This window comes from Sinorhizobium sp. NG07B (assembly GCF_002532005.1).
GTDB lineage: Bacteria > Pseudomonadota > Alphaproteobacteria > Rhizobiales > Rhizobiaceae > Sinorhizobium > Sinorhizobium fredii_C.
In genome coordinates, this window is record NZ_NWTD01000004.1 from 226,000 (window position 1) to 251,992 (window position 25,993).

The 25,993-nt window shown below is 64.4% G+C and carries 20 protein-coding genes and 2 tRNA genes; 10 read left to right on the top strand and 12 right to left on the bottom strand.

The window, feature by feature from the left end:
• Window positions 1-133 precede the first annotated feature (133 nt).
• Window positions 134-3,595 carry a chromosome segregation protein SMC gene (smc, locus tag CO664_RS15760; RefSeq protein ID WP_097539302.1) on the top strand — a complete coding sequence of 1,154 codons (3,462 nt, stop codon included), beginning with the start codon at window positions 134-136 and terminating at the stop codon, window positions 3,593-3,595.
• A gap of 146 nt (window positions 3,596-3,741) precedes the next feature.
• Window positions 3,742-6,432 (top strand): pyruvate, phosphate dikinase, encoded by a 2,691-nt coding sequence (ppdK, locus tag CO664_RS15765; RefSeq protein WP_037413442.1) that lies wholly within the window; start codon window positions 3,742-3,744, stop codon window positions 6,430-6,432.
• Between the two features lie 19 nt (window positions 6,433-6,451).
• Here the strand turns inward: ppdK and CO664_RS15770 are convergent, their stop codons facing one another.
• Together CO664_RS15770 and CO664_RS15775 are read right to left on the bottom strand one after the other, a co-directional pair.
• Window positions 6,452-6,697, bottom strand: a complete 246-nt coding sequence (locus CO664_RS15770; RefSeq protein ID WP_037413751.1) for a hypothetical protein — start codon at window positions 6,695-6,697, stop codon at window positions 6,452-6,454.
• A gap of 283 nt (window positions 6,698-6,980) precedes the next feature.
• Entirely contained in the window at window positions 6,981-7,370 is a 390-nt protein-coding gene (locus CO664_RS15775; protein ID WP_037413446.1) for a hypothetical protein, read from the bottom strand.
• 404 nt (window positions 7,371-7,774) lie between these two features.
• On the opposite strand from CO664_RS15775, the gene CO664_RS15780 reads away from it, so the two are divergent.
• A complete protein-coding gene (locus CO664_RS15780) occupies window positions 7,775-8,683 on the top strand; it encodes a DUF1499 domain-containing protein (RefSeq protein ID WP_097539303.1) in 909 nt (302 codons plus the stop codon).
• Between the two features lie 6 nt (window positions 8,684-8,689).
• On the opposite strand, the gene CO664_RS15785 is transcribed toward CO664_RS15780, so the two are convergent.
• Window positions 8,690-9,601 (bottom strand): MBL fold metallo-hydrolase, encoded by a 912-nt coding sequence (locus tag CO664_RS15785; protein ID WP_097526270.1) that lies wholly within the window; start codon window positions 9,599-9,601, stop codon window positions 8,690-8,692.
• Between the two features lie 400 nt (window positions 9,602-10,001).
• Between CO664_RS15785 and CO664_RS15790 the strand changes: the two genes are divergently transcribed.
• Window positions 10,002-10,076 (top strand) — tRNA-Gln (locus CO664_RS15790).
• A gap of 82 nt (window positions 10,077-10,158) precedes the next feature.
• Here CO664_RS15790 and CO664_RS15795 read toward each other — a convergent pair.
• Window positions 10,159-10,572 carry a hypothetical protein gene (locus CO664_RS15795; protein ID WP_037413453.1) on the bottom strand — a complete coding sequence of 138 codons (414 nt, stop codon included), beginning with the start codon at window positions 10,570-10,572 and terminating at the stop codon, window positions 10,159-10,161.
• Window positions 10,573-10,861: 289 nt separating this feature from the next.
• Here CO664_RS15795 and CO664_RS15800 point away from each other — a divergent pair.
• A tRNA-Pro gene (locus tag CO664_RS15800) sits at window positions 10,862-10,938 on the top strand.
• A 263-nt stretch (window positions 10,939-11,201) separates the two neighbouring features.
• Here the strand turns inward: CO664_RS15800 and cysN are convergent.
• The 3 genes from cysN to CO664_RS15815 are packed head-to-tail and all read right to left on the bottom strand — an operon-like array spanning window position 11,202 to window position 14,453.
• Window positions 11,202-12,698, bottom strand: a complete 1,497-nt coding sequence (gene cysN / locus CO664_RS15805; protein ID WP_097539304.1) for a sulfate adenylyltransferase subunit CysN — start codon at window positions 12,696-12,698, stop codon at window positions 11,202-11,204.
• Window positions 12,698-13,651 carry a sulfate adenylyltransferase subunit CysD gene (gene cysD / locus CO664_RS15810; protein WP_037379407.1) on the bottom strand — a complete coding sequence of 318 codons (954 nt, stop codon included), beginning with the start codon at window positions 13,649-13,651 and terminating at the stop codon, window positions 12,698-12,700. Before cysD ends, cysN begins: the two co-directional genes overlap by 1 nt.
• 46 nt (window positions 13,652-13,697) lie before the next feature.
• A complete protein-coding gene (locus CO664_RS15815; protein WP_064251738.1) occupies window positions 13,698-14,453 on the bottom strand; it encodes a phosphoadenylyl-sulfate reductase in 756 nt (251 codons plus the stop codon).
• A gap of 290 nt (window positions 14,454-14,743) precedes the next feature.
• Between CO664_RS15815 and CO664_RS15820 the strand changes: the two genes are divergently transcribed.
• Both CO664_RS15820 and CO664_RS15825 read left to right on the top strand, forming a co-directional pair.
• Window positions 14,744-15,130, top strand: a complete 387-nt coding sequence (locus CO664_RS15820; RefSeq protein ID WP_037379977.1) for a DUF6152 family protein — start codon at window positions 14,744-14,746, stop codon at window positions 15,128-15,130.
• Between the two features lie 3 nt (window positions 15,131-15,133).
• Window positions 15,134-15,613 carry a DUF6644 family protein gene (locus tag CO664_RS15825; RefSeq protein WP_037379409.1) on the top strand — a complete coding sequence of 160 codons (480 nt, stop codon included), beginning with the start codon at window positions 15,134-15,136 and terminating at the stop codon, window positions 15,611-15,613.
• A gap of 2 nt (window positions 15,614-15,615) precedes the next feature.
• On the opposite strand, the gene betA is transcribed toward CO664_RS15825, so the two are convergent.
• The 4 genes from betA to betI all read right to left on the bottom strand — a co-directional run bounded on the left by betA (window position 15,616) and on the right by betI (window position 21,282).
• Window positions 15,616-17,265 carry a choline dehydrogenase gene (betA, locus tag CO664_RS15830; RefSeq protein WP_097539305.1) on the bottom strand — a complete coding sequence of 550 codons (1,650 nt, stop codon included), beginning with the start codon at window positions 17,263-17,265 and terminating at the stop codon, window positions 15,616-15,618.
• A 214-nt stretch (window positions 17,266-17,479) separates the two neighbouring features.
• Window positions 17,480-18,943 (bottom strand): betaine-aldehyde dehydrogenase, encoded by a 1,464-nt coding sequence (gene betB / locus CO664_RS15835; protein WP_097539306.1) that lies wholly within the window; start codon window positions 18,941-18,943, stop codon window positions 17,480-17,482.
• Window position 18,944: 1 nt separating this feature from the next.
• A complete protein-coding gene (gene betC / locus CO664_RS15840) occupies window positions 18,945-20,483 on the bottom strand; it encodes a choline-sulfatase (protein WP_097539483.1) in 1,539 nt (512 codons plus the stop codon).
• Window positions 20,484-20,694: 211 nt separating this feature from the next.
• A complete protein-coding gene (betI, locus tag CO664_RS15845) occupies window positions 20,695-21,282 on the bottom strand; it encodes a transcriptional regulator BetI (RefSeq protein WP_037413471.1) in 588 nt (195 codons plus the stop codon).
• Between the two features lie 146 nt (window positions 21,283-21,428).
• Between betI and CO664_RS15850 the strand changes: the two genes are divergently transcribed.
• From CO664_RS15850 to CO664_RS15860, 3 genes are all read left to right on the top strand, one after another.
• Entirely contained in the window at window positions 21,429-21,977 is a 549-nt protein-coding gene (locus tag CO664_RS15850; protein WP_037413474.1) for an HdeD family acid-resistance protein, read from the top strand.
• A 130-nt stretch (window positions 21,978-22,107) separates the two neighbouring features.
• Entirely contained in the window at window positions 22,108-23,898 is a 1,791-nt protein-coding gene (locus tag CO664_RS15855; protein ID WP_097539484.1) for a GGDEF domain-containing protein, read from the top strand.
• An 81-nt stretch (window positions 23,899-23,979) separates the two neighbouring features.
• Window positions 23,980-24,987 (top strand): NAD(P)H-quinone oxidoreductase, encoded by a 1,008-nt coding sequence (locus CO664_RS15860; RefSeq protein WP_097539307.1) that lies wholly within the window; start codon window positions 23,980-23,982, stop codon window positions 24,985-24,987.
• 240 nt (window positions 24,988-25,227) lie between these two features.
• Here the strand turns inward: CO664_RS15860 and CO664_RS15865 are convergent, their stop codons facing one another.
• Window positions 25,228-25,965: a DUF3750 domain-containing protein gene (locus CO664_RS15865; protein WP_097539308.1), complete on the bottom strand. Its 738-nt coding sequence runs from the start codon at window positions 25,963-25,965 to the stop codon at window positions 25,228-25,230.
• Between the last annotated feature and the right edge of the window lie 28 nt (window positions 25,966-25,993).

Sequence of the window (25,993 nt, forward strand, 5' to 3'; positions counted from 1 at the left end):
CGGCACATTCGGCTTTGATGTCGCGGAAGCCCATGCGTCTAGCCGACCTCCCCCCTTGCGGGGGAGATGCCCGGCAGGGCAGAGGGGGGTGCAGCGCGGTCGCCGCACATCGCAAAGGGGGGTATCGCGCCCCATGAAATTCAACAAGCTGCGCCTGCTCGGCTTCAAATCCTTCGTCGAACCGACCGAATTCATCATCGAACGGGGCTTGACCGGCGTCGTCGGGCCGAATGGCTGCGGCAAGTCCAACCTCGTCGAGGCGCTGCGCTGGGTGATGGGAGAGAACTCCTACAAGAACATGCGCGCCTCCGGCATGGACGACGTGATCTTTTCCGGTTCGGGCAACCGGCCGGCGCGCAATACCGCCGAGGTCGGTCTTTACCTCGACAATGGCGACCGCACGGCGCCCGCCGCGTTCAACGACAGCGACGAGATCCAGGTGACGCGCCGGATCGAGCGCGAGCAGGGATCGGTCTACCGGATCAACGGCAAGGAGGCGCGGGCAAAGGACGTCCAGCTGCTCTTCGCCGACGCCTCGACTGGCGCCCGCTCGCCGTCGATGGTCGGGCAGGGCAGGATCGGCGAGCTGATCGCCGCAAAGCCGCAAGCCCGCCGGCAATTGCTCGAAGAGGCAGCCGGCATTTCCGGCCTGCACTCGCGCCGTCACGAGGCCGAGCTGCGGCTGAAGGCGGCGGAGACCAATCTCGAACGGCTCGATGACGTCACCTCGCAGCTCGAAAGCCAGATCGAGAGCCTGAAGCGCCAGTCGCGTCAAGCCAACCGCTTCAAGATGCTGTCGGCGGAAGTCCGCCGTCACGAGGCGATCCTGCTCCACATCCGCTGGGTACAGGCGAAGGAGGCCGAAGCCGAGGCGACCAGCCAGTTGAACCAGATCACCGCGCTCGTCGCCGAAAAGGCACAGGCGCAGATGGAAGCGGCCAAGCATCAGGCGATCTCGAGCCTCAAGCTGCCGGAGCTGCGCGAGAACGAGGCGAAGCTTGCAGCAGCGCTGCAGCGCCTGCAGATCGCCCGCGCGCAGCTCGAAGAAGATGCCGGGCGCATTCTGCGCCGGCGCGACGAATTGCAGCGGCGGCTCTCGCAGCTTGCCGAGGATATCGCCCGCGAGGATCGGCTCATCGCCGACAATGCCGGCATCCTTGCCCGCCTCGACCTGGAGGAGGAAGAGCTGCGCGACGCGCTCGCCGAGGCGGACGAGCGTGCCGCGGAGGCGCGAGAAAGGCTGGAGGACGCCAACGAAAGGCTTTCCGGCAGCGAAGCCGATCTCGCCGGGCTTACCGCCGAGCGCGCCGAAGCGCAAGCGGCGCGCAACCAGCTCGACAGGACGCTGCGCGACCTCGCCGAGCGGCAGGCGCGCCTTGCCCGTCAGCTCGCCGATCAGGGGCGCGACCTCGAAAGCCTCGACCGGCAGATGGCGGCCCTCCCGGACCCGCACGAGAAGCAGGGGCAGGTGGAGGCCGCGGAAGCGGCGCTGGAAGAGGCCGAGGCGGTGGTCGTCGCCGTGGAGGAAAACCTTGCCGAAGCGCGGGCGGAAGAAGCGGCGGCCCGCCAGCCCGTCGACCAGGCGCGGGCGCGGCTGAACGGCATTGAAACCGAGGCGCGCACGATCCGCCGGATGCTGGAAGCGGCCGGCGCCAGCGCCTATCCGGCGGTCGTCGAGGATATGAAGGTGGAGCGCGGCTTCGAGACGGCGCTCGGCGCAGCATTGGGCGACGACCTCGATTCGCCGCTGGAGCAGGCGGCTGCCGCCCATTGGCGCATGCCCGGCGACCACGCCGACGACCCCGCCTTGCCCGGCGGTGCCTTGCCGCTCAGCGACTATGTCAGCGCCCCGGAGGCGCTGGGCCGCACGCTCCGCCAGATCGGCATCGTCGGAAACGAATCCGAGGCTGAGCGCCTGTTGCCGCTCCTGAAGTCCGGCCAGCGGCTGGTGACGAAGGAAGGCGCTGTCTGGCGTTGGGATGGGCACGTCACCGGCTCGGAAGCGCCGAGTGCTGCCGCCTTGAGGCTCGCGCAGAAGAACCGCCTTTCCGAGCTCGAGGCGGAGGCCGAGGATGCGGCTGAGGTGCTGCGCCGGGCGGAGGCGGATCTCGCCGCCGCCGGCGCGCGCATTCGTGCCGAGGACGAGCGGCTGCGGCTGTCGCGCGATGCCCAGCGGATGATCTCCAGGCAGCTCGCCGAGGCGCGCGACGCTCTAGCTGCGGCCGAACGTGCCTCCGGTGATCTCGTTCGCCGCCGGGCGGTGCTTGCCGAGACGAAGCTTCAGCTCGAGGCTCAGGTCGAAGAGGCGGCCGAGCAGATCGAGGCGGCGAACGACGCACTGGCCGAGGCGTCCGACCCCTCGGAACTCGAGCTGCGGCTGCGCACCCGGACGGCGGAGGTTGCGACGGACCGCGCCGCGGTCGCCGAAGCGCGCGCCGCGCATGACGGACTTGCCCGCGAAAACGAGGCGCGCCTGCGCCGGCTGACGGCGATCGCTGCGGAACGCGAGACCTGGCGGGCGAGGGCGGCGAGCGCCGAGGAGCACATCGCGACACTGCGCGACCGCGAGGCGGAAGCGCGCGAGGAGGTCGAGGAGCTCGTCGACGCACCCGACGAGTTCGACGACAAGCGCCGCGCCCTGGCAAACGAGTTGCAGAAGGCGGAGACGGCGCGCCGCCAGTCGGCCGACATCCTCGCCGAGGCGGAGACCCGCCAGCGTGAAGCCGATCGCCTTGCCGCGGCGGCGCTCTCGGAACTCGCGGAAGCGCGCGAAAAGCGCGGCCGAGCCGAGGAACGGCTCGTCTCGGCCCGCGAGCGGCGCGTCGAGGTCGAGGCGCGCATACTGGAGGCGCTTTCCTGCGCACCGCACGAGGCGATGCGCCTCACGGGACTGGCCGCCGATGCGGCGTTGCCCGACATGCGAGCCGTCGAGCGTGAGCTTGAGCGGCTGAAGATCGAGCGGGAGCGCCTCGGCGCCGTCAACCTGCGTGCCGACGAGGAGCAGAAGGAGCTTTCTGAACGGTTGGCGGCACTTCTTAAGGAGCGCGATGACGTCATCGAGGCGATCCGCAAGCTCCGGAGCGCCATCCAGAACCTCAATCGCGAGGGACGCGAACGGCTGATTGCCGCCTTCGACGTGGTCAATGTCCAGTTCCAGCGGCTCTTCACCCATCTCTTCGGCGGCGGCACCGCGGAACTGCAACTGATCGAGAGCGACGATCCGCTGGAGGCCGGCCTCGAAATCCTCGCCCGGCCGCCGGGCAAGAAACCGCAGACCATGACCTTGCTTTCCGGCGGCGAGCAGGCGCTGACGGCGATGGCGCTGATCTTCGCCGTCTTCCTCACCAATCCCGCGCCGATCTGCGTGCTCGACGAAGTCGACGCACCGCTCGACGACCACAATGTCGAGCGCTACTGTAACCTGATGGATGAAATGGCCGCCTCGACCGAGACGCGCTTCATCATCATCACCCATAACCCGATCACCATGGCCCGCATGAACCGCCTGTTCGGCGTCACCATGGCCGAGCAGGGTGTTTCGCAGCTTGTCTCCGTCGACCTGCAGACGGCCGAGCGCATGCGCGAAGCGGTCTGAACCGGCGGGCCATCCGCAGACGAGAGAGGCGACAGGCGCTGCTGCATTTTTGATGCACTGCAGCAAAAATCTTCGCCGGGTGCATTTTCAGGCCGAACCATATACTGTAGATCGTCCATCGAACTGTTTCTGGGTGGAGAACAGGCATGACGAAATGGGTCTACACCTTCGGCGGAGGCAAGGCCGAAGGGAGTGCGGGGGATCGCAACAGGCTGGGCGGCAAGGGCGCGAACCTTGCCGAAATGTGCAATCTCGGCCTGCCGGTGCCCCCCGGCCTGACCATCGTCACGGATGCCTGCAACAGCTATTTCGACAACGGCCGGGAAATGCCCGAAGGCCTGCGCGAGCAGGTCCGCGAGGGCATTGCCCGGATGGAAGAGATCACCGGGCGCGTTTTCGGCGATACGGACCATCCGCTGCTTCTCTCGGTCCGTTCCGGCGCCCGCGCCTCGATGCCCGGCATGATGGATACAGTCCTCAATCTCGGTCTCAACGATCAGTCGGTGCACGCGCTCGGACACGATGCCGGCGACGCGCGCTTCGCCTGGGACAGCTACCGCCGCTTCATCCAGATGTATGGCGACGTCGTGATGGGCGTGGATCACGAGATCTTCGAAGAAATCCTCGAGGAAGAGAAGGCGCGGCTCGGCCACGAGCAGGATCCGGAGCTTTCGGCCGTCGAGTGGCAGCATGTCATCTCCCGCTACAAGGAAGCGATCGAGGAGGTGCTCGGCGAGCCCTTTCCGCAGGATCCGGAAGTCCAGCTCTGGGGTGCGATCGGCGCGGTCTTCTCGAGCTGGATGAACCCGCGTGCCATCACCTACCGGCATCTGCACGCCATTCCGGCCGCCTGGGGCACCGCCGTCAACGTTCAGGCGATGGTGTTCGGCAATCTCGGCAATTCGTCGGCAACCGGCGTCGCCTTCACCCGCAACCCGTCGACCGGCGCAAAGGAACTCTACGGCGAATTCCTGGTCAATGCGCAAGGGGAGGACGTGGTCGCCGGCATCCGCACGCCCCAGAACATCACCGAGGCCGCCCGGATCGCGTCCGGCTCCGATAAGCCGTCGCTGGAAAAGCTGATGCCGGAGGGCTTCGCCGAGTTCGAGGCGATCTGTCAGACGCTTGAGCGCCACTACCGCGACATGCAGGACCTCGAATTCACCATCGAGCGCGGCAAGCTCTGGATGCTGCAGACCCGCTCCGGCAAGCGCACCGCCAAGGCGGCGCTGAAGATCGCCGTCGACATGGCCGAGGAGGGCCTGATTTCCAAGGAAGAGGCCGTGGCGCGCATCGATCCGGCTTCGCTCGACCAGCTCCTGCATCCGACCATCGATCCGCATGCCCGCCGCGACATCATCGGCTCGGGGCTGCCGGCCTCGCCGGGGGCGGCGACGGGCGAGATCGTCTTCACCTCCGAGGAGGCGGTGCAGGCCGTCAAGGAAGGCCGCAAGGTCATCCTGGTCCGAGTCGAGACGAGCCCGGAGGACATCCACGGCATGCATGCGGCTCAGGGCATCCTGACGACACGCGGCGGCATGACGAGCCACGCCGCCGTCGTCGCCCGCGGCATGGGCACGCCTTGCGTCTCCGGCGCCGGCAGCATCCGCGTCGATCAGCGGGGCGAGCTGCTGATCACCGCGAGCGTCACCCTGAAGAAGGGTGAGGTGATCACTATCGACGGATCGTCGGGCCAAGTGCTGAAGGGCGAGATCGCCATGCTGCAGCCGGAGCTTTCGGGTGATTTCGGCAAGATCATGCAATGGGCCGACCAGAGCCGCCGGATGACGGTGCGCACCAATGCCGAGACGCCCGCCGATGCGCGTGCCGCCCGCTCCTTCGGCGCCGAAGGCATTGGCCTCTGCCGCACAGAGCACATGTTCTTCGAGGACGACCGCATCAATGTGATGCGCGAGATGATCCTCGCCGAGGACGAGGAGGGCCGGCGTGCGGCACTTGCGAAGCTCTTGCCGATGCAGCGCTCCGACTTCGTCGAGCTCTTCTCGATCATGCACGGCCTGCCGGTGACGATCCGCCTTCTCGATCCGCCGCTGCACGAATTCCTGCCGAAGACCGATGAGGAAATTGCCGAAGTCGCCGGCGTTCTGGCGCTCGACCCGGCGCATCTGCGTCAGCGGGTCGATGCGCTGCACGAGTTCAATCCGATGCTCGGCCATCGCGGCTGCCGGCTCGCGATCTCCCATCCGGAAATCGCCGAAATGCAGGCCCGCGCCATTTTTGAGGCGGCGGTCGAGGCGGCGCGCAGCACAGGTGCGCCGGTGGTTCCCGAGATCATGGTCCCGCTCGTCGGGCTGCGCGCGGAACTCGACTATGTCAAGGAACGGATCGATGCGGTCGCCAAGGAAGTGATCGGCGAGGCAGGCATCGGCATCGATTATCTGGTCGGCACGATGATCGAACTGCCGCGCGCCGCCTTGCGCGCCGACGTGATTGCCGAAGCGGCCGATTTCTTCTCCTTCGGCACCAATGACCTGACGCAGACGACCTTCGGTATTTCGCGCGACGATGCGGCCCAGTTTCTGGCCACCTATCAGCAGAAGGGCATCATCGAGCAGGATCCGTTCGTCTCGCTCGACTTCGACGGCGTAGGCGAACTGATCCAGCTTGCCGCCGAGCGCGGCCGCCGCACCAAGAACGGCCTGAAGCTCGGCATTTGCGGCGAGCATGGCGGCGATCCGGCGTCAATCCGCTTCTGCGAGGAGGCCGGGCTCGACTATGTTTCCTGCTCGCCCTTCCGCGTGCCGATCGCCCGGCTGGCGGCCGCACAGGCGGCGATCAAGGGCAACGGCAAGACCGAGGCGCTGGCGGCAAGTTGACGGCTGGCCTGCGTCCGCCTTAATACCAATACGGTCTTCGCAACAGTATGTCGCTTTCGTAGCGGAAGGCGCGCGCTTCGGCGCGGCGGTCGAGTTCTATGCGTTGCAGGCAGGTGGCGAACGCATCCGTGCCGCGGCGAAAGCCATAGGAGGCGCAGGTCGTTTCGTCCCTTGCGCGCCGCTCCTGCGGGGACACCGTCTGGCAGCCGGCAAGCACTATTCCTGTTGCAGCGAGTGTCAGCAGTCTGATTGTCGTCGTATTCATTCCTGCCTCCTGATCGGCGCTCGCTCGCGCAACTGAGATCGGCGGCATGTCGGCTCGTCCTCCGCGCGATGAAATTGCTAGTGCATGTCTTTCTCCTTAAATCGTCCTCGATTTAAGGACAAAGGCATGCAGCAATTCAAAGTGCTACAGCGGCCTTTGCGCGTCTGACAAGACGCCCGACGCTGTAGGCAGGAAGGACGCATGGTTGCGGGTCTGCGGGCGCGATTCAACGGCAACAAGAATATCATGCGCCGCTGGATAGTGGCGATTAATCTCGGCTGCTTCAGATCCGCTCGAGCACGCCGACGAAAGCCTCGGCGAAACTGGTGAGACCGGCGGTGCGCTCGCTCGGCTGCTCGACGCGGATCGAACTTCCATCCTCATTCAGGCAGACGAAGAGGATCGTTTCCGCCTGATCGCCGGCCGTGCCGTGGCGGAGGACGGCAATGGTCAGGCAATTGTCGACAAGGCCGGAGGCAGGCAGGACGAAGAGGAACTCGCCGCCGATCTCGGCGGCAACCGTGCGGACAAAGGACGAGAAATCATCCTTGTTGCCGGAGAAGCGGTCGAGGGAGAGCTCGAGTTCGAGCAGCGCCATTGGAAGGGCAGCGTCTCCGCCGGGCGGCGGAGGGGCGGCAACGGCGATTTCCGAACGTGTCTCCGATGCGGTCATGATCTCTCTCCGTTGTCACGGCGCCTCTATGCCGCCGTGTGTCTTTTCAGGCAGGCGGAGGCCGTTGGCCTACTTTGATCTGCTGCCAGTTTCCCTGGGCGCTGGTCGGCGCGGCAACCGGCAAGGCTGCCGAATGTTCAACTGAAATAACTGGTTAACGAGAATGGCGAATTTGCGGCAGAAATACAACCGATGCGCTCATACTCTTTTCGGGCGAATTCAAGGCGTGCAAAAGCGCGTGGTTCCCACGGAAAGCGCCATGGTCTACAGCGCCGCGCGCCTAATGAGACGCGCAAACGTAGCACTTTGAATTGCTGCATGATTCTGTCCCTAAATCGATTCCGATTTGGGGGATCTTGCATTAAGAAGGGCAAAGACTTTTCCGCGGGGATTGATTCCGTTTCATGATGGTCCGCTACGAGCGTCCCTATTCCCATGCCGCCCACTGGGCGCGACGGTTCGCCCGCATAGGCTTCGTCATTTTCGTGCTGTCGCTTGCCGCGCACCGCTTCGGCCCCTTGACCACCCCGCATTTTCTGGCGCTGGCAGGCTTTGCCGTGGCTTTCGCCCTAGTGGCCGTCCTGCTTGCGGCAATCGGTCTGACGCGCCTTTGGCGGGTTGCGGCAATCGGCGGGACCGCTTCGGTCTCGGCGCTCTTCTATGCGGCGCTCCCGCTCGGCTTTTTCTTCTATGGGGCGGCGCAATATCTGACGCGCCCGGCGATCTACGATGTGAGTACCGATACGGCGACGCCGCCGCCCTGGATCAAGGCGCCCGTCGTCGAGGAGAGCTGGATCAAACGCCGGCCGATCGTGACGCCCGGGGATCGCGAAGCGCAGATCGCGGCCTATCCGGGGCTCACGGGACGGCGTTACGACGGCGCGCTTGACCGCGTTTTCCAGGGCGTCCGCAAGGTCGTCGAGGCAGCGCGGGTCGGCATCACCGCGGAACTCGGCGTCGAAAACGCACGTGCCGATCTCGAGGATCTTGCCGTTGGCCCCAGCGAGGGGGCGGACACGAGCCGGGGACCGGAGGCCATTCCGGTTCCGGCTACGCGCCCGGCGCCCGATATCGATGTCGGCATACCGGGGCGCCAAGCCAGCGATATCGTTCTACAGGGGGAATGGCGCACGCTGATCGTCGGCTTCCGTTTCGACGTGCTGATCCGGCTGCGTGAAGAGGCGGAAACCACGCTCGTCGACCTGCGCGTCGCCTCGCGCTACGGCCAGCACGATCTCGGCATGGGCGCCAGTTTCGCGGAAGAGTTCTTGCGCGCGCTCGATGCCGAGCTTCTTGGGATTGCTGGCGATTAATCTCGCTCAGGCGACCAGCCGGTATTCGCCAAGAAGCGATGGCGGGCCGTTGGTCTCGATGCGGCCCTGTTCGATCAGGTCCTCGATATGGGCGAGCACCGAAAGCGCCGCTGCGCCGTGCAGACGCGGATCGGTCGAGGCGTAGATCACCTTCACCATGTCGGGAATATTCCGGTCGCCGGCGCGCAGCCGCTCCAGCACGGCGCGTTCGCGCATCTTACGGTGCGCCTTGAGGGCCCGCAGGAAGGAGGCGGGCTCGCTCACCGGGCCGCCATGGCCGGGCAAATAGAGCCGGTCGTCGCGCAAGAGCAGCTTGTCGAGCGAGGCCATATAGTCGGCCATGGCGCCGTCCGGCGGTGCGACGATGGTCGTTGCCCAGGCCATCACGTGATCGGCGGAAAACAGAATGCCGGTGCCGTCGAGCCCGAAGGCCATGTGGTTGGCGGTGTGTCCCGGCGTGGCGATCGCCGTCAGGCTCCAGCCGTCGCCCTCGATCCGTACGCCGTCTTGAAGTGCAATGTCGGGGGCGAAATCCATGTCCGAGCTTTCGGCGAAGGGGTTGGTCTCGCCGGCGTGCAAGGGGCGGGCGGCCCGGTGCGGCCCCTCGCCGACGACAATGGCCCCGGTCGCTTGGCTGAGCCGGCGGACGAGGGGCGAGTGGTCGCGATGCGTATGGCTGACGGCGATATGCGTTACCTCGCGCCCTTCGAGTGCCGCCATCAGCGCCTGAAAATGCGCCTCATCTTCCGGGCCCGGATCGATCACCGCGACCGAGAGGCGGCCGACGATGTAGGTGTTGGTGCCATGAAAGGTAAAGGGCCCGGGATTGTTGACGGTGATGCGCTGAACGCCGTCTGCCACCGTCACTGCCTCGCCATGGGCTGGCTTGAAATCGAGGTCGAATTCCGGTCCCTGCATGCGTCTGTTCCTGCGCTCCATCTTCGACCAACGACCTCATGCCCTCTCCTCGGCCCCGAGGGCTAGCCCCCGCTCACGGGAAGAGGAGACTGAGGGCGCGCCGCGGTCGCCTTCGCCCCGCTCGCGGGGAGAAGGTGCCGGCAGGTGGATGAGGGGCGAGTCGATCGCGATGAGCAACATTGGTTCGAGTTTCACTCGCGAGTGACAATAGGCCAAAGCGTGGAAGGAAGAAACGGTACACCGGTTCGGATTGTCGCGAGCAGCGACCGCTGGATTGAACGGTCGGGGTTAGCGGAAATGGGCCAACAAAATGCAGGCAAAGCGAAGTTAAGCATTGTGAGCACGCACGAGCTTTGCTAATCAGGCGCTCGATTTGGCGAGCGCACTGCCGCCAATCCGTTGGGGCGTAGCCAAGCGGTAAGGCAGCGGTTTTTGGTACCGCCATTCCCTGGTTCGAATCCAGGCGCCCCAGCCACCGCCGAACCCTCTCCAGATGTCACAAACAAAACCCGCCGACTTTCGTCAGCGGGTCACGCGGATGAACGGTGTGCGCGTCTTCACTCCGCCTTGGCGCCGCCCAAAAACTCCTCGCACCAGCTCGGGCCGTTCGCGCGCTTGCGGTCGCCGGCGATGCGGATCGAGCGGATGACGTAGTCGGAGGAGACGGTGAGCTGGACGGCGCAGCTCAGATATTCGGTGCGGGCGGCCGCGATGCGCTTGCCGCGCTTGCCGTCGGCGGTCTTTTCGTATTCGGCCGGGATCCTGCGGGTCTTGTAGCCGCCCTTCCAGCTATAGACGGTGTCGCTACCGGCTTCGACATCGGAAATTGGCGGGCCGAACTGGGCGAAGAAGGCGCCGGCCGGCTGGCCGAGCCAGCGTTTCTCGACCTCGTTGCGCGCCACTCCGGTCGTCGTCGTGCAGCCGGCGAGCACCAGCGCAAGGCCGGCCGCCGTCATCATGCGGAAATTCATGTCTCTGTCCCTTTGTCTGTGCTTAAATTCTGCGGCGCGGAAAGGCCGGACGCCCGGATTTCCTTGCGTTCCGGCGAGGCTCTAGCGCCAAACGCGACGAAAGAAAATCGGTGCGCGACCCTGCGCTCGAGGAAAATCCGAAGCGTTGCAGAAACGCCCTATTGCCACGCATGGGTGAGGACTTGACGGGCATATCGTCGCCCGGAATTTTTTGGAGAAGCCCACGTTCTTTTTTGAGTTTGGCGCTTGTGAAAACGAAAATGCTGTTCTATAGAGGCGCCGCTGGTCACGGAGTGTAGCGCAGTCTGGTAGCGCACCACGTTCGGGACGTGGGGGTCGTGTGTTCGAATCACACCACTCCGACCAGCCAAATCAATCACTTAGCGCGTAGTGTTTTTTCGATCCCGGCATATCGGGGCGCGATGGCGTTTGACGCGTTCACTCTTCCGAAGGCCTATGCGCCTCGCGGCCCGCAGCATCCGGTTCGGGCGCGCTTCCGGCGAACACCTCTATTTGCACCAGACGGCCTGGAAGACCATAAGGCAAGGGCCATCAAAATTCTGCCGGCAGGAACGCCGCATGAAAAAAGGGGCCACGCAGGCCCCTTTTCACGTCTTGGGATATTCCGCTCACTCGTCGATTACGTCGATGATCTCGATCGCTCTGGCGGCGGTGACGCGGCGGATTTCGGCGTCCTCGCGGCGGCCAGCGAAGATTTCGGTGGCTATCAGCTGGTCGGCAAGGTCCGCCGGCAGCGACAGGATCACGCGGCTGTCCTCGGTGTGGATGCCGCCGATGGCCGCCCGCTTGGCGGAGATCATCCCGCCGGCAACCGTGTTGTTGGTGTCCGGATCGATCAGGATGAAGGCGCCGGTCGTGCGGTTCTGCTCATAGGCGTCGAAGATCGCCTGCTCGTCGAAGGCGAGGTGCACCTTGCCGATGGCGTTCATCGGCAGCTCGTCGGCATGGTTCCATTTGCCGGACTTCAGGTCAAGCTGGCTGATCGGCTGCACCTGCACGCGCTGACGGCGGCTGCCGGACTTCAGCCAGTAACGCTTGCCCGGCTGGATGCCTTCGGCTTGAAGCGCCACGAGCTGGGCGTCGAAGGCGAGCCCGGTCATCGGCTGGCTGTCGATCGTCGCGATCACGTCGCCGCGCGAGACGTCCACCTGGCGGTCGAGCACCAGCGTGATCGCGTCGCCGGCAACGGCGGCGTTGCGCACCAGGTCGAAGGTAACGATCTTGGTGACGTTGGCGACCATGCCGGAGGGCAGGATGACGACGGAATCGCCGGGCTTCACCGAACCGCCGGCCACCGTGCCCTGATAACCCCGGAAACTTTCGCCCGGGCGCGAGACGCGCTGCACCGGCAGGCGGAAGCCGACGGTCTGTGCCGAGCGGGTGGTTGCGAGTTCCAGCACCTCGATCAGCGTCGGCCCCTCGTACCAGGGCATCGAGGCGCGGCCGTCATAGACGACGTTCTCGCCCTTCAGCGCCGAGACCGGGATAGCGGTCACCTGGCGGACGCCGAGCGACAGCGCCAGTTCCTTGAACTCGTGCGAGATCTGCTCGAAGCGGCTGCGGTCGTAGTTGGTCAGGTCGATCTTGTTGACGGCCAGCACGAACTGCTTGATGCCCATCAGCGTCGCGATCGTCGCGTGCCGGCGGGTCTGCTCCAGAAGGCCGACGCGCGCATCGACCAGCAGCACGGCAAGATCGGCGGTCGAGGCGCCGGTCGCCATGTTGCGGGTATACTGCTCGTGGCCGGGCGTGTCGGCGACGATGAAGGAGCGCTTGTCGGTCGAGAAGTAGCGATAGGCGACATCGATGGTGATGCCCTGTTCGCGCTCAGCCTGCAGCCCATCGAGCAGCAGCGCGAAATCGGGCAGGCCGAGATCGTTTTGCTTGCCCTTGGAATCGCGCTGAAGGCTCGCGGCCTGGTCTTCCTTGACCGCCTTGGTGTCCCAGAGCAGCCGGCCGATCAGTGTCGACTTGCCGTCATCGACGCTGCCGCAGGTGATGAGGCGAAGCGGGCGGGAATCGCGCGCGACCCGCGCCGGTTCCTGCGAGGGAAGGGCGACGGCCGTTTCGTCCAGGGCTGCGTTCGCTAGTGCCGGTGCGGTCATCAGAAGTATCCTTCGCGTTTTTTCTTTTCCATCGAGCCGGCCTGGTCGCGGTCGATGGCGCGGCCCTGGCGTTCGGAGACGGTCGCGGTTTCAAGTTCGGAAATGATGTCGTCGAGCGTCGTCGCATTGGAGCGGATCGCGCCTGTCAGCGGGAAGCAGCCGAGCGTGCGGAAGCGGATGACTTCCTCGCGCTTCGTCTCGCCCGGAAGCAGTTCGAGGCGCGGGTCCTCCGCAAGGATCATCATGCCGTCGCGCTCGACGATCGGACGCTTCTTGGCGAAATAGAGCGGCACGATCGGGATCTCTTCCGCCTGGATGTAGCGCCAGATGTCGACCTCGGTCCAGTTGGAGAGCGGGAAGGCGCGCACGCTCTCGCCCTTGCGGATCATGCCGTTATAGACATTCCAGAGTTCGGGCCGCTGGTTGCGCGGGTCCCAGCGATGGTCCGGCGTGCGGAAGGAATAGATGCGCTCCTTGGCGCGGCTCGCTTCCTCGTCGCGACGCGCGCCGCCGAAGGCGGCATCGTATTGGCCGGCGTCGAGCGCCTGGCGCAGCGCTTCCGTCTTCATGATGTCGGTATAGAGCGCCGAGCCGTGCGTGAACGGCGTGACGTTCTCGGCTGCACCGCGCGGATTGGTATGGGCGACGAGATCAAGATCGTATTTTTCGACCATCTCGTCGCGGAAGGCGATCATCTCGCGGAACTTCCAGCCGGTATCGACGTGCAGGAGCGGGAAGGGGATGCGGCCGGGATAGAAGGCCTTGCGCGCCAGGTGCAGCAGGACAGACGAATCCTTGCCGATCGAATAGAGCATCACCGGGCGCTCGAATTCGGCAGCGACCTCACGGAAGATGTGGATCGCTTCGTTTTCGAGGGCCTTCAGATGCGGATCAAGCGGCGGTTTCGTGCTCTGCGGGTTATGCAATTCCGTTTCCGGATGGGTGTGGGGCATTTCGAACTCCGGGGAGGATACTTGTCTCTTGGCGGCGGCGCTGCCCTCAGGCGGCGCTGCTGGCATTGGGGATGATGGAGGAGGCCGCTTCCGCAACGTGCAGGCCGCACTCGCGCTTCTCGTCGTTCTCCCACCACCAGCGGCCGGCCCGCTCGGGCTCGCCCGGCTTGATGGCGCGCGTGCAGGGCTCGCAGCCGATCGACGGATAGCCGCGGCCGTGCAGCGGGTTGACGGGGATGGCCTCTGCGGCGACATGCGCACGGATCGCCTCGATATCCCAATCCGCCAGCGCATTGATCTTGATGAGGCCGCGCTCGAGGTCGGCTTCGGCAAAGGGCGTGGTGGCACGGTTGCCCGACTGGCCGCGGCGCAGCCCGGTGATCCAGTAGCTTGCCCCTTCGAGCGCGCGCGCAAGCGGCTTCAGCTTGCGCACGCCGCAACAGGCATGCCTTGCTTCGACGCTCTCGTAGAAGCCATTCATGCCGTATTGTGTCACATAGGCTTCGATATCGGCCTTTTCGGGATGGTAGCGCTTGATCAGAATGTCGTAGGTTTCCTCGGTCTCTTCGATCAGGGCGACGGTTTCGTTGAAAAGCCGGCCGGTCTTCAGCGTGGCGACCTCGATGTCGAGCCGGTTGGTGCCGATCGCGGCGGTGATGACCTGATCCTCGATGCCGAGCGACGTGGTGAAGACCGCCCGGCCTTCAAGGCCGGCGACGAGCGCCAGGCGCCCGGCAAGATCGAGGCTTTCGAGCTTGTCGTTCAGGGCCTTGGCTTCGGCTTCGAGGGATTGCGTCGTCATGGCTGCATCCTGTTGCAATTTGGACGGAATATCGCAGCCGTTTGTGACAAAGGACAGAAAAACGGATTTCTATTGCTTAAGGATCAGAGCAAATATCTCTCTGATCTAGAAAGTTCTAAGAAAACCTAGTAATTTAGTAGATTATCTTTGGCTGGAGGGAAGGGGCGAAGATGAATTCCTCTGCCAGCGCCGAGGGAGCGGCTGTTCAAGAATTGTTGAAGGCCCTATCCTTTCGCGTTGTCTGCGCCAGCTTGTGCATTGATCAATGCGGAGAATGAAGGGAGATGGAGATGATCCAGTCCTTATCCAGTCGCGTCGTCCTTGGAAGCGTCCTCGGTTTGCTTCTGGTTACGGGCGCCTTTGCTCATCACGGCTGGTCCTGGGCGGAGGCAGACCAGATCGAGCTCACCGGGACGATCCGCGAGATTTCGATGGCGCCGCCGCATCCGACGCTGAACGTCGAAACGAAGAATGACGGCATCTGGCTGGTCGAACTCGGCAATCCCCGGCTGACCGAGCGCTCCGGCTTCGTCGAGGGCGTTGCGAAAGTCGGCGACCCCATCGTCGCACTCGGCAATCGCTCGCTCGATCGCAGCGAGAAGAGGATGAAGGCGGTTCGGATCACCGTAGCCGGAAAGGTCTATGACATCTATCCAGAGCGCATACAGACGAATTGATTGATGGATGAGGTGTTGGCCTGGATCGGAACCCTGCCCTTCGCCCTGGCGATACGGCGCTCCGCGACCCTATATATCTTCGTCAACGCCGCCCATATCCTGTCGTTCGGGATCATCATCGGCGCGATCCTGCCGCTGGACCTGCGGCTTCTCGGCCTCGCCCGGGCGGTCCCGGTCGCGGTGGTCGGGCCGTACCTCTCGCACGCGGCTGCCGTCGGCGTTGCGCTGACGATCGCCACCGGCTTCTGTCTCTTCAGCGTCAACCCGCTCGAATACGCAAGTAATCCCGCGTTTCTCACCAAGATGACGCTGCTCGCCGTCGGCGTCTTCAACGCGGGCCTGTTGCATCTCACGCCGCAATGGCGCGCCGCCGTCAAGGGCGGCCCGCTTACCTTGAGGGTCCGCCTTTCGGCAGTGCTTTCGCTGATGATCTGGACCGGCGCCGTCGTCGCCGGCCGGTGGATCGGATTTCTCCTGGAGTAGGGTTACCGATCGCTGATCGCCCAACGCGGGTTGAGCCAAGGCTCCTGGTTGGAGCGGGCGAGCGGCTGCTTGCCGAGGATATGGTCGGCGGCCTTCTCTCCGGTCATGATCGAGGGACCGTTGAGGTTGCCATAGGTGACATGCGGGAAGATCGAGGAGTCGGCAACCCGCAGGCCGTCGACGCCGATCACCCGCGTCTCCGGGTCAACCACGGCCATAGGATCGTCCTTCGAACCCATCTTGCAGGTGCCGCAGGGGTGGTAGGCGCTCTCCAAGTGCTCGCGCAGGAAGGCGTCGATCTCCTCGTCCGTCTGGACCTTTTCGCCGGGTTGTATTTCCGGCCCGCGATATTGGTCGAAGGCCTTCTGGCCGAAGATCTCGCGCGTCAGGCGCACGCAGTGGCGGAACTTCTCCCAATCCTCGGGATGGCTCATATAGTTGAAGCGGATCACCGGATCGGCTTTTGGGTCGGAGGCGCGCAGCGTGACGCTGCCGCGCGACTTCGACAGGTTGTAGCCGACATGCACCTGGAAGCCGTGCGTGTTCGCCGCCGCCTTGCCGTCATAGCGGATCGCGACCGGCAGGAAGTGGTACTGGATGTCGGGCTGCTTGACGCCGGCCGCCGAACGCAGGAAGGCGCAGGCCTCGAACTGGTTGGAAATGCCGAGGCCGGACTTGAAGAACAGCCATTGGGCCCCGGCGACGCCCTGCCAGAACCAGGGCAGCCAGGAATAGAGCGAGACGGGCTTGGTGCTGACCTGCTGGAAATAGAACTCCATGTGGTCCTGCAGGTTCTGGCCGACGCCGGGGCGGTCGACCTTGACCTCGACGCCCATGTCCTTCAGATGCGCGGCCGGGCCGATGCCGGAGAGCATCAGGAGTTTCGGCGAGTTGAACGAGGAGGCCGAGACGATCACTTCGCGGTTGGCCTTGACCATCTCGATGCGGCCGCCGCGTTCGATCTCGACGCCGGTGGCACGGCCGTTCTCGATGACGACCTTGCGGGCGAAGCAGCGGATCAGCTCGACATTTGGGCGCTTCAGCGCCGGCTTCAGATAGGCGGAAGCGGCCGACCAGCGCCGGCCGCGCCAGGTCGTCTGCTCCATCAGCCCGAAGCCTTCCTGCTTGGAGCCGTTGTAGTCGTCGGTCATCTCGAAACCGGCCTGTTTCCCGGCTTCGACGAAAGCGTGGAACAGCGGGTTCCTGACCGGGCCGCGCTGTACGTGCAGGGGTCCATCGGTGCCGCGCCAGCCGTCCTCGCCGCCGTGCGAATGCTCCATCCGCTTGAAATAGGGAAGCACGTCGGCATAGGCCCAGCCCTGCGCGCCGAGTTCTTCCCAGCGGTTGAAGTCCTCCGCGTGGCCGCGCACATAGACCATGCCGTTGATCGAGGAGGAGCCGCCGATCACCTTGCCTCGCGGCGCGGTGATGCGCCGGTTGTTGAGGTGCGGCTCCGGTTCGGAGAGATAGCCCCAATTGTAGCGGTTCATGCTCATCGGCCAGGCGAGCGCGGCCGGCATCTGGATGAACGGACCGAAGTCCGATCCGCCGAATTCCAGCACGATGACCGAATTCTTGCCGTCCTCCGACAGGCGATAGGCGAGCGCCGAGCCTGCCGAACCGGAACCGATGATGACGAAATCTGCCTGCATTCTAGTGTCTTTCTTGTGTGTCGAGGACGCCCCTCATCCGGCTGCCGCCACCTTCTCCCCGCTTGCGGGGAGAAGGGACTTGCGGTTGCCGACTTCGCTCCCCCTCTGACCCCGCCCAAAACCCTGTCTCCTCCACGAGGCGAGCGTATGCGGCGCGGTATTCCCTCTCCCCGCGAGCGGGGAGAGGGCTAGGGTGAGGGGCTATTGCAAACTCTCAGTACGGCGCCTCTACCTTCCCCATGCCGACATAGACGGTCTTGAGCTCGGTATAGTGATCGAGCGCCGCGATCGAGTTCTCCCGCCCAAAGCCGGACTGCTTCGAGCCGCCGAAGGGTATTTCCACCGGTGCGAGATTGTAGGCGTTGATCCACAGCGTGCCGGCTTCGAGCTGGTCGATCACCCGGTGGGCGCGGGTGAGGTCGGCGGTGAAGATGCCGGCGGAGAGACCAAACTCGGTCGCGTTCGCCCGGGCGACGACCTCGGCCTCGTCGTCGAAGTCGAGCACGCACATCACCGGCCCGAAGATTTCTTCGCGGGCGATCGTCATCTCATCGGTGACGTCGGCAAAGACGGTCGGCTGGATATAGGTGCCTTCGCTGTTCACATCGTTCGGGATGCCGCCGCCGGTGAGGAGCCGCGCACCTTCCTCCTTGCCTTTGTCGATATAGGAGAGCACCTTGTCGCGCTGCGCCCTCGACACCATCGGCCCGAGTTGCGTCCCCTCGTCCATGGGGTCGCCGATGACGATCGCCTCGGTGCGCTCCTTGAGTCGCGTCAGGAACGCTTCCTTGATCTTCCGCTGCACGAAGACGCGGGTGCCGTTGGAGCAGACCTGGCCGGTCGAATAGAAATTGCCGAGCATGGCGCCGCCGATGGCGCTTTCGAGGTCGGCGTCGTCGAAGACGATCAGCGGCGACTTGCCGCCGAGCTCCATGGTGACGCGCTTCAGTTCGGCCGCTGCCGCCGCTGCCACCTTCTTTCCGGTCGGCACCGAGCCGGTCAGCGACACCTTGGCGACGTCGGGATGGTTGACGAGCAGCGGGCCGGTCGAGCGGTCGCCCTGGATGACATTGTAGAGCCCTTTCGGCAGCCCCGCCTCTGTGAGGATCTCGGCGATCTTCAGCGCCCCGAGCGGCGTGTTCTCCGACGGCTTGAACACCATCGCATTGCCGGCAGCGAGCGCCGGCGCACCCTTCCAGCAGGCGATCTGCTGTGGGTAATTCCAGGCGCCGATGCCGACGCAGACGCCGAGCGGCACCCGCTTGGTATAGGCGAAGTCCTGCCCAAGCGGGATATAGTCGCCGTTGAGCGCGGCGGCCGCGACGCCGCCGAAGAACTCGAAGCTGTCGGCGCCCGAGGTCGGGTCGGCGACAATCGTCTCCTGGATCGGCTTGCCGGTGTCGAGCGTCTCAAGCTCGGAGAGCTCGCGATTGCGCTCGCGCATGATCTCGGCGGCGCGCTTGAGGATGCGGCCGCGCGCCGTCGGGCTCATCGCCGCCCATTCCGGCTGGGCCCGCTTCGCCGCCGCTATTGCCTTCTCGACGATTGCCGGCGTTGCCGCATGCAGCCGGGCGATCACCTCGCCGGTCGCCGGATAGATGCTCTCGATCGTCGTGCCGGCCGCATCCTCGACATATTCGCCATCGATGAAGTGCGAGGCTTTCGGTTGGGCTTTCATCTCATTCTCCCCGCGGATAGCGTTTGGATTCCTCGAGATTGTCGAGGTTCATGTGGTTGCGCATGTAGCGCTCGGATGCCTTCTGCAGCGGCTGGTGATCCCAGGGGTAATAGGCGCCGTTGCGGAGCGCCTCGTAGACCACCCAGCGACGCGCCTGGCTTTCGCGCACGGCGGCGTCGAAAGCCTCCATGTCCCAATGGGCGGCGCGCATGTCGCGAAATGCGGCGAGCGTCGCCTGATCGACGGGGCCGCGCGGCTTTTCCGCAAGATTGGTGAGTTCCAGCGGGTCGGCATCGACGTCGTAGAGCTGGTCCGGATCGAGCGTGCAGTGGACGTATTTCCACTTGCCCTCGCGAATCGCGACGAGCGGCGCGTGGGAAGCCTCTGCCGCATATTCCATAAGCACCGGCTCGGTGCGCTCCGCGCCGTTGATCATCGGCACGAGGCTGACCCCATCGGTCCAGGGCTGTATTTCATCCATCGAAATGCCGGCCAGATCGGCCAGCGTCGGCGTCACGTCGAGATTCGATGTCGGCGTCAGATGCAGACCCGGCGTGACGCCCGGTCCGGTCACCATCAGCGGCACGCGCGCCGAGCCTTCGAAGAAGTTCATCTTGAACCACAGGCCGCGCTCGCCGAGCATGTCGCCGTGATCGGAGCAGAAGAGGATCAGCGTGTTGTCGAGCATCCTCGTCCGCGCCAGCGTATCGACGAGCTCCCCGACTTTCTCGTCGAGATAGGAGATATTGGCGAAATAGGCACGGCGCGACTGGCGGATGTTTTCCTCGGTCAGCTCAAAGTTCTCGTAGTCGCAGGACAGCATGATGCGCTGCGAATGAGGATCCTGCTCCTCGAAGGGGATGGCGTCCACTTTCGGCCGAAGGTGCTCGCAATCTTCGTAGCGGTCCCAGAATTTTCGGCGCGCGACATAGGGGTCGTGCGGGTGGGTGAAGGAGACGGTGAGGCACCAGGGTCGGCGGTCCTTGTCGTCGTTCTCCCGCGAAAGCTGGTAGAGCTTCTGGTTCGCCAGAAACGCCACCTCGTCGTCGTACTCCATCTGGTTGGTGATCTCGGCGACGCCGGCGCCGGTGACCGAGCCGAGATTGTGATACCACCAGTCGATGCGCTCGCCGGGCTTGCGATAGTCCGGCGTCCAGCCGAAATCGGCCGGATAGATATCGGTCGTCAGCCGTTCCTCGAAGCCGTGCAGCTGGTCCGGACCGACGAAGTGCATTTTGCCGGAAAGCGCGGTGTAGTATCCCGCCCGCCGCAGATGGTGCGCATAGGTCGGGATCGACGACTGATACTCCGCGGCATTATCGTAGACGCGCGTGCGGCTCGGCAACTGCCCGGCCATGAAAGACGCACGCGCCGGGGCACAGAGCGGCGAGGACGTGTAGTTGTTGCGGAAGCGCGCCGAGCGGTCGGCGAGCGCCTTCAGATTGGGCGCATGCAGGAAGTCGGCGGGACCGTCCGGGAAGAACGTCCCATTCAGCTGGTCCACCATGATGATCAGGATATTCGGCTTCCTGGCGGTCACGTTGTCGGTTCCTTGATGGTTCAGTTCCACATCTTGCTCTGAGTTTTGCCCCTCTGCTCGGGTTAAACCCGAGGACTAGCCCTCTCCCCGCAGGCGGGGAGAGGGGACAGGGCGGTGCGGCATATCCCTTCTCCCTGCGAGCGGGGAGAAGGTGGCGGCAGCCGGATGAGGGGCGACCAATTCGCGAGAACGGAGTTGAGGGGCCACAAGCTCACCCACCACGCGCCCGCAAATGCGCATTCACATAATCTTCCGTCAGCGCGATCGAAGCCTCGATGCTGATCGGCGCCGATTTCAGACTTTGCCGAATGTAAAGTCCGTCGATCATCGCAGCCGCGCCCTCGGCAATACGCTCCGCGTCATCAGCCGGGCAGAGCGCCTTGAGGCTGGCGAGCAGATTGGAGCGCAGCCGCCGCGCATAGATGACGAGAAGGCGCCGCACGTCCTCGGAGCGCTGCGCCTCGGAATAGAAGGCGAGCCAGGCGGCGACCGTCTCGGGGGCGAACTGGTCGGCCCGGAAGCTGACACGGATCAGCGCGCTCAGCTTTTCCCGCGGTGTCCGTGCTGCCCGGATCGCGGCTACGGCGTCGCGGCGCAACTGCCCGAGCAGGCTGCGAATGGTGGCGATCAGCAACTGATCCTTGCTGCCGAAATAGTGATGCGCCAGCGCCGGCGAGACGCCGGCCGTGCGGGCGATGTCGGACATGGTGACGGCAAGCGTTCCCTGATCGCCGATCACGCGCAGCGCCGCGTCCACCAGCGCCTTGCGGCGCACCGGCTCCATTCCGATTTTCGGCATCTCCCGAGCTCCTTCGTGAGGCAGTCTATTTTTGATTGATGCATCAATCAATAAAAATCCACATGCTTTTTCCCTTTCTTTTTGCTTGGAAATCCGGCTCAATCACGAGGTAGCGCTCGTGCTCGTCGCCTGGACTGAGGTTGAAAATGACCAACACGTTCGATCCCAGCGGAAGACAGACCGTGGCGGGAAAGTGGGGATGGTTCGTCGCGCTCGGCGTGCTGCTGATCATGGCCGGCGGCATTGCCTTCGGCAATCTGCTGATGGCGACCGTCGCCTCCGTCTATTACGTCGGTCTCATCATGCTGATCGGCGGTCTGCTCAACCTCGCTCAGGCCTATCAGGTCAAGGATTGGGGAGGCTTTCTCTTCTGGGTGCTGAGCGGTGGTCTCTATGCGGCAGCGGGCCTTTTCGCTTTCGTCAATCCGCTGCTCGCTTCGTCGATCCTGACCATCCTCATGGCGATGGCCCTGATCGTCGCCGGCGCCTTCCGGATCTGGGTCGGCTTCAGGCTCAGTCCGCTAGGCGGCTGGGGCTGGATCGTCATTGGCGGCCTTGTGACGCTGATTGCCGGTCTCGTCATCGCTGCCGGCTGGCCGGTCGACAGCCTCTGGATCCTCGGCCTGTTTCTGGCGGTAGACCTCGTCATGCAGGGTTTGGCGCTGATCGCCTTCGGTGTTCTCGTGAAGAGTTAGTCGGCTGCGCGCGTGAAGGAAGACCCGTCCGCAAGCGGCCTTCACAAAACTTTCACATTGGCGAAAGCTTTCATTGACGCTTGCCGCCGATGCTGGCGGCCGGTCCGTCCGTCATATCCTGGAGTCCGGCATGCCCGCCGCCGCAGAACTTCTGTCGTTTCGCCGCTTCGGCGACGATCAGATCGTAACGCTCGCCAAGCTCGTGATTGAAAACGCCTTCCAGCCGATCGTCGAAGCGACCACCGGCGCCGTATTCGGCTACGAGTCGCTCCTACGCGGTTTCGATCGGCTGGGCTTCGCCTCGCCGCTCGAACTGCTCGACAGGGCGGAGGGCGCCGGGCAATTGCTGGCCCTCGAACATCTGATCAACAGCCGCGCCGTCGCCGCCTTCGCGACGCTGCCGGATTTTGCGTCGCGTACGCTCTTCCTGAATTTCGACTCGCGGCTGGTCGGCGGCGAGGGCGACATCATCGAGCGCCTCGTTAATCACCTGAAGCGCGCCAATATCGCCCCGTCGTCGCTCTGCTTCGAGATCTCGGAGCGCTTCGACAGCGGCAAGATCCCGGACTTCTCGGCCCTCGTCCGGCAATTGCGGCTTGGCGGCTTCAAGCTGGCGATCGACGATTTCGGTGCCGGCTTCAACGGGCTGAAACTGCTCTGCGACCAGCCCGTCGACTATGTGAAGATCGACCGGCACTTCGTCTCCGGCATAGAAAGGGGCCCGCGCAAGCGGCACCTCCTGCGCCACACCGTCAACATGGCGCATGTGCTCGGTACCCGGGTGGTTGCCGAAGGGGTCGAGACGGAAGACGAGTTTCTGGTCTGCCGCGATCTCGGCTGCGACCTGATACAGGGCTATTTCGTCGCGCGCCCGACGACACACTTGAATGAGCTTCAGCCCGTCTATCCGCATCTCGAGCCGGGCGTCCGCCGGCTTTCGTCGACGCTGGACAGCATCCTGATCCGCAAGGAGATCGAGCAACTGCCGACCGTCAGGGAAAGCGATGACCTCGATTCCGTCTTCGATCTTTTCCGGCGCAACCCGCGCCAGGCGTTCTTCCCGGTGCTGAACGCCAACGGCGAGCCGCGCGGCATCCTGCACGAGTACCACGTGAAGGAGATGATTTATCATCCCTTCGGCCGCGATCTTCTGAAAAACCGCATCTATCAGCGGCGCATTTCGCACTTCGTCACGCCGGCGCCAATCGCCGATCTCGATACGCCGGCCGACGAGATGCTGAAGATCTTTGCCGGCATGGACGGCAGCGACTGCGTCATCCTGACGGAGAACATGCGGTATGCCGGCATTCTGTCAGCCTCGTCACTCCTGAAGATCATCAACGAGAAACAGTTGAAACTGGCGCAGGAGCAGAACCCGCTGACCGGCCTGCCCGGCAACCGTGCAATCCGCGACCACGTCCAGCAGGCCATTCTCGACGGCGATGAGACGCGCTATTTCTGCTATTGCGATTTCGACGACTTCAAGCCCTTCAACGACAGCTACGGCTTCCAGAAGGGTGACCTGGCGATTACCCTGTTTGCCGCGCTTTTGCGGCGCCATTTCATCGGCGAGGAAAAGTTCCTCGGCCATGTCGGCGGCGACGACTTCTTCGTCGGTGTGAGCGGGCTCGCCGAAGCGGAGCTTCGCGCCCAGCTGATGCGCCTCATCGACGATTTTCGTTCGGATGTCCGCCAGCTCTATTCGCCGGAGCATCAGGCGGCGGGTTGCATCAGTGGATATGGCCGTGACGGCGGAGCGAAGGACTTCCCGCTGATGCGCTGTTCGATCGCGGTGCTCGTCCTGCCGGCCGGTTTCATACTCTCCGACAGCCAGACGGTGAGCACGAGGATCGCCGAGATCAAGGCGCGGGCCAAGGCAAGTGAGACAGGCCTGGTGCTGGAACTGATCACCCGCGAATGAACCTTGGCGAGGCATGGCCTTTCCTGAGCCGCGGGCCGGCTATAGGTATAGGCGCTTCGAGCGCTTCGCGAGGATACTGCCATGACTATCCCGACCGAAATGACCTATGTCGATTTGCCGAGCCCGGGTGGCGCGGAAAACATGGTTCTTACGCGCGGACCGCTGCCGGAGCTTAGGTCCGGCGAGATTTTGATCCGCGTCGAGGCCTTCGGCGTCAACCGGCCGGACGTGCTGCAGCGCAAGGGCGACTATCCGCCGCCGCCCGGCGCGAGCCCCGTTCTCGGCCTCGAGATCGCCGGCGAGGTCGTCGAGCTTGGCGAGGGGGCGGCCGGTTTTTCGGTCGGCGACAAGGTCTGCGCGCTCGCCAATGGCGGCGGCTATGCCGAATTTTGCGCGGTGCCGGCGACGCAGGCGCTTGCCTGGCCGAAGGACTTTGATGCGGTCAAGGCCGCGGCCCTGCCGGAGACCTTCTTCACGGTCTGGGCCAATGTCTTCGACATGGCGGGCCTGAAGCCTGGCGAGACCATCCTCGTGCACGGCGGTTCGAGCGGCATCGGCACGACGGCGATCCAGCTTGCCAACGCCTTGGGCGCCCAGGTCTTCGCGACGGCCGGCAGTGCGGCGAAGTGTACCGCCTGCGAGACGCTCGGCGCGAAGCGGGCGATCAACTACCGCGAGGAGGATTTCAAGGCCGCCGTGCTCGAGGGGACGGGCGGCCGCGGCGTCGATGTCATCCTCGATATGGTCGGCGGCCGCTATTTCGGCCGCAACCTCGCCTCGCTGGCCAAGGACGGACGCCTGTCGATCATCGGCTTTCTCGGCGGGGCGCGCGTCGAGGACGCCAATATCGCCGCGATCCTGACCAAACGGCTGCATGTGATGGGGTCCGCATTGAGACCGCGTACGGCGGAGGAGAAACGAGCGATCCGCGACGGACTTGCGGGCCGGGTCTGGCCGCTCTTGGAAGCAGGCGACGTCGCGCCGGTCATACACGCGGTCTTGCCCTTTGAAGAGATTGCGGACGCCCACCGCCTGATGGAAGAGGGCGACCATATCGGCAAGATCATGATGACGATTACCAGGGATTAGACGATGGTTGCCCTTGTATTGCCGCGGACATGAACTACCTTGGCTATATCGGCAACAACAGAAAGGAAGGTGATCCAATGTCTAATGAGATTTCGGACCTCGTGACAGGCATCGGAGAGGTGAAGGAGTCGAGGCAGCCCTCGGCTTGATCCCCGCCTTCCTCGGGCCCGCCAGGCCCAGCCATTCACAAGGCCAAAACTCATGGAAGGGTCGCTAGCGCGGCCCTTTTCCATTTTCAGGTCAAATCCCGACCCGGCCGATCGCCGGTATCTTGATGCCTGGCCGGGCAAGATCGATGCCGGCCACCAGCCCCATGAAATGCAGTTCCAGGCCGCTGCGCCAGCCGGCCGAAATCCCGGCGATGCCATAGAGCGTCGCATGCAGGTCGCGGCCGTCCGCGTCGATGTGGAACAGTTTGCCTTCCGGCAGATAGTCGCGGCCGACCGCATCGGGCGGCAGCACGGTGTCGAGTTCGGGCACCGAGCGCAGCACATGGGCGACGAAGGTGTTGGAGTTCGGCCCCGGCCAGAGGCGGTAGGTGCCGGGCGAGGAGTAGGGATAGGCGGCAATCGCCTGTTCGACCTTCGGGATCAGCCGCTTCGCTTCCTCGCCGGTCACGGCGGCAACGATGCGCGGCTCGTTCGAATACCAGCGGCCGTCGGCCCGATAGGCGTTCTTGCGGATCGGCCGCCCCCAGCCGACCTTTTCATAGCGGTTGTATGTGGAAGCGCCTTCGTCCTTCGTGACGATCCAGGCGTGGCTGGCCACGGCGCCCTTCATGCCTCCGGTCGTTGCCGAGAAGACATAGATCGCTGCCTGCGGACTGATGGATGCCTCGGGGAGGATGCCTGCCGATGACCAGTCCGCGTCACGCCAGCTCTGCGGCCTTTCCTTGAAGTACCACAGCCCTGCCGACGCCAGCGCCGGCAGCAGGTAGATGATGGCGAAGACGATCAGCAGCCGGCGGAGGATTTTCATCGACGATGTCTTTTCTGCGGATGGATTC

Coding starts and splice junctions, on each gene's coding strand:
- smc (WP_097539302.1), top strand. CDS start 134: ATGAAATTCAACAAGCTGCGCCTGCTCGGCTTCAAATCCTTCGTCGAA.
- ppdK (WP_037413442.1), top strand. CDS start 3,742: ATGACGAAATGGGTCTACACCTTCGGCGGAGGCAAGGCCGAAGGGAGT.
- CO664_RS15770 (WP_037413751.1), bottom strand. CDS start 6,697: ATGAATACGACGACAATCAGACTGCTGACACTCGCTGCAACAGGAATA.
- CO664_RS15775 (WP_037413446.1), bottom strand. CDS start 7,370: ATGACCGCATCGGAGACACGTTCGGAAATCGCCGTTGCCGCCCCTCCG.
- CO664_RS15780 (WP_097539303.1), top strand. CDS start 7,775: ATGATGGTCCGCTACGAGCGTCCCTATTCCCATGCCGCCCACTGGGCG.
- CO664_RS15785 (WP_097526270.1), bottom strand. CDS start 9,601: ATGCAGGGACCGGAATTCGACCTCGATTTCAAGCCAGCCCATGGCGAG.
- CO664_RS15795 (WP_037413453.1), bottom strand. CDS start 10,572: ATGAATTTCCGCATGATGACGGCGGCCGGCCTTGCGCTGGTGCTCGCC.
- cysN (WP_097539304.1), bottom strand. CDS start 12,698: ATGACCGCACCGGCACTAGCGAACGCAGCCCTGGACGAAACGGCCGTC.
- cysD (WP_037379407.1), bottom strand. CDS start 13,651: ATGCCCCACACCCATCCGGAAACGGAATTGCATAACCCGCAGAGCACG.
- CO664_RS15815 (WP_064251738.1), bottom strand. CDS start 14,453: ATGACGACGCAATCCCTCGAAGCCGAAGCCAAGGCCCTGAACGACAAG.
- CO664_RS15820 (WP_037379977.1), top strand. CDS start 14,744: ATGATCCAGTCCTTATCCAGTCGCGTCGTCCTTGGAAGCGTCCTCGGT.
- CO664_RS15825 (WP_037379409.1), top strand. CDS start 15,134: ATGGATGAGGTGTTGGCCTGGATCGGAACCCTGCCCTTCGCCCTGGCG.
- betA (WP_097539305.1), bottom strand. CDS start 17,265: ATGCAGGCAGATTTCGTCATCATCGGTTCCGGTTCGGCAGGCTCGGCG.
- betB (WP_097539306.1), bottom strand. CDS start 18,943: ATGAAAGCCCAACCGAAAGCCTCGCACTTCATCGATGGCGAATATGTC.
- betI (WP_037413471.1), bottom strand. CDS start 21,282: ATGCCGAAAATCGGAATGGAGCCGGTGCGCCGCAAGGCGCTGGTGGAC.
- CO664_RS15850 (WP_037413474.1), top strand. CDS start 21,429: ATGACCAACACGTTCGATCCCAGCGGAAGACAGACCGTGGCGGGAAAG.
- CO664_RS15855 (WP_097539484.1), top strand. CDS start 22,108: ATGCCCGCCGCCGCAGAACTTCTGTCGTTTCGCCGCTTCGGCGACGAT.
- CO664_RS15860 (WP_097539307.1), top strand. CDS start 23,980: ATGACTATCCCGACCGAAATGACCTATGTCGATTTGCCGAGCCCGGGT.
- CO664_RS15865 (WP_097539308.1), bottom strand. CDS start 25,965: ATGAAAATCCTCCGCCGGCTGCTGATCGTCTTCGCCATCATCTACCTG.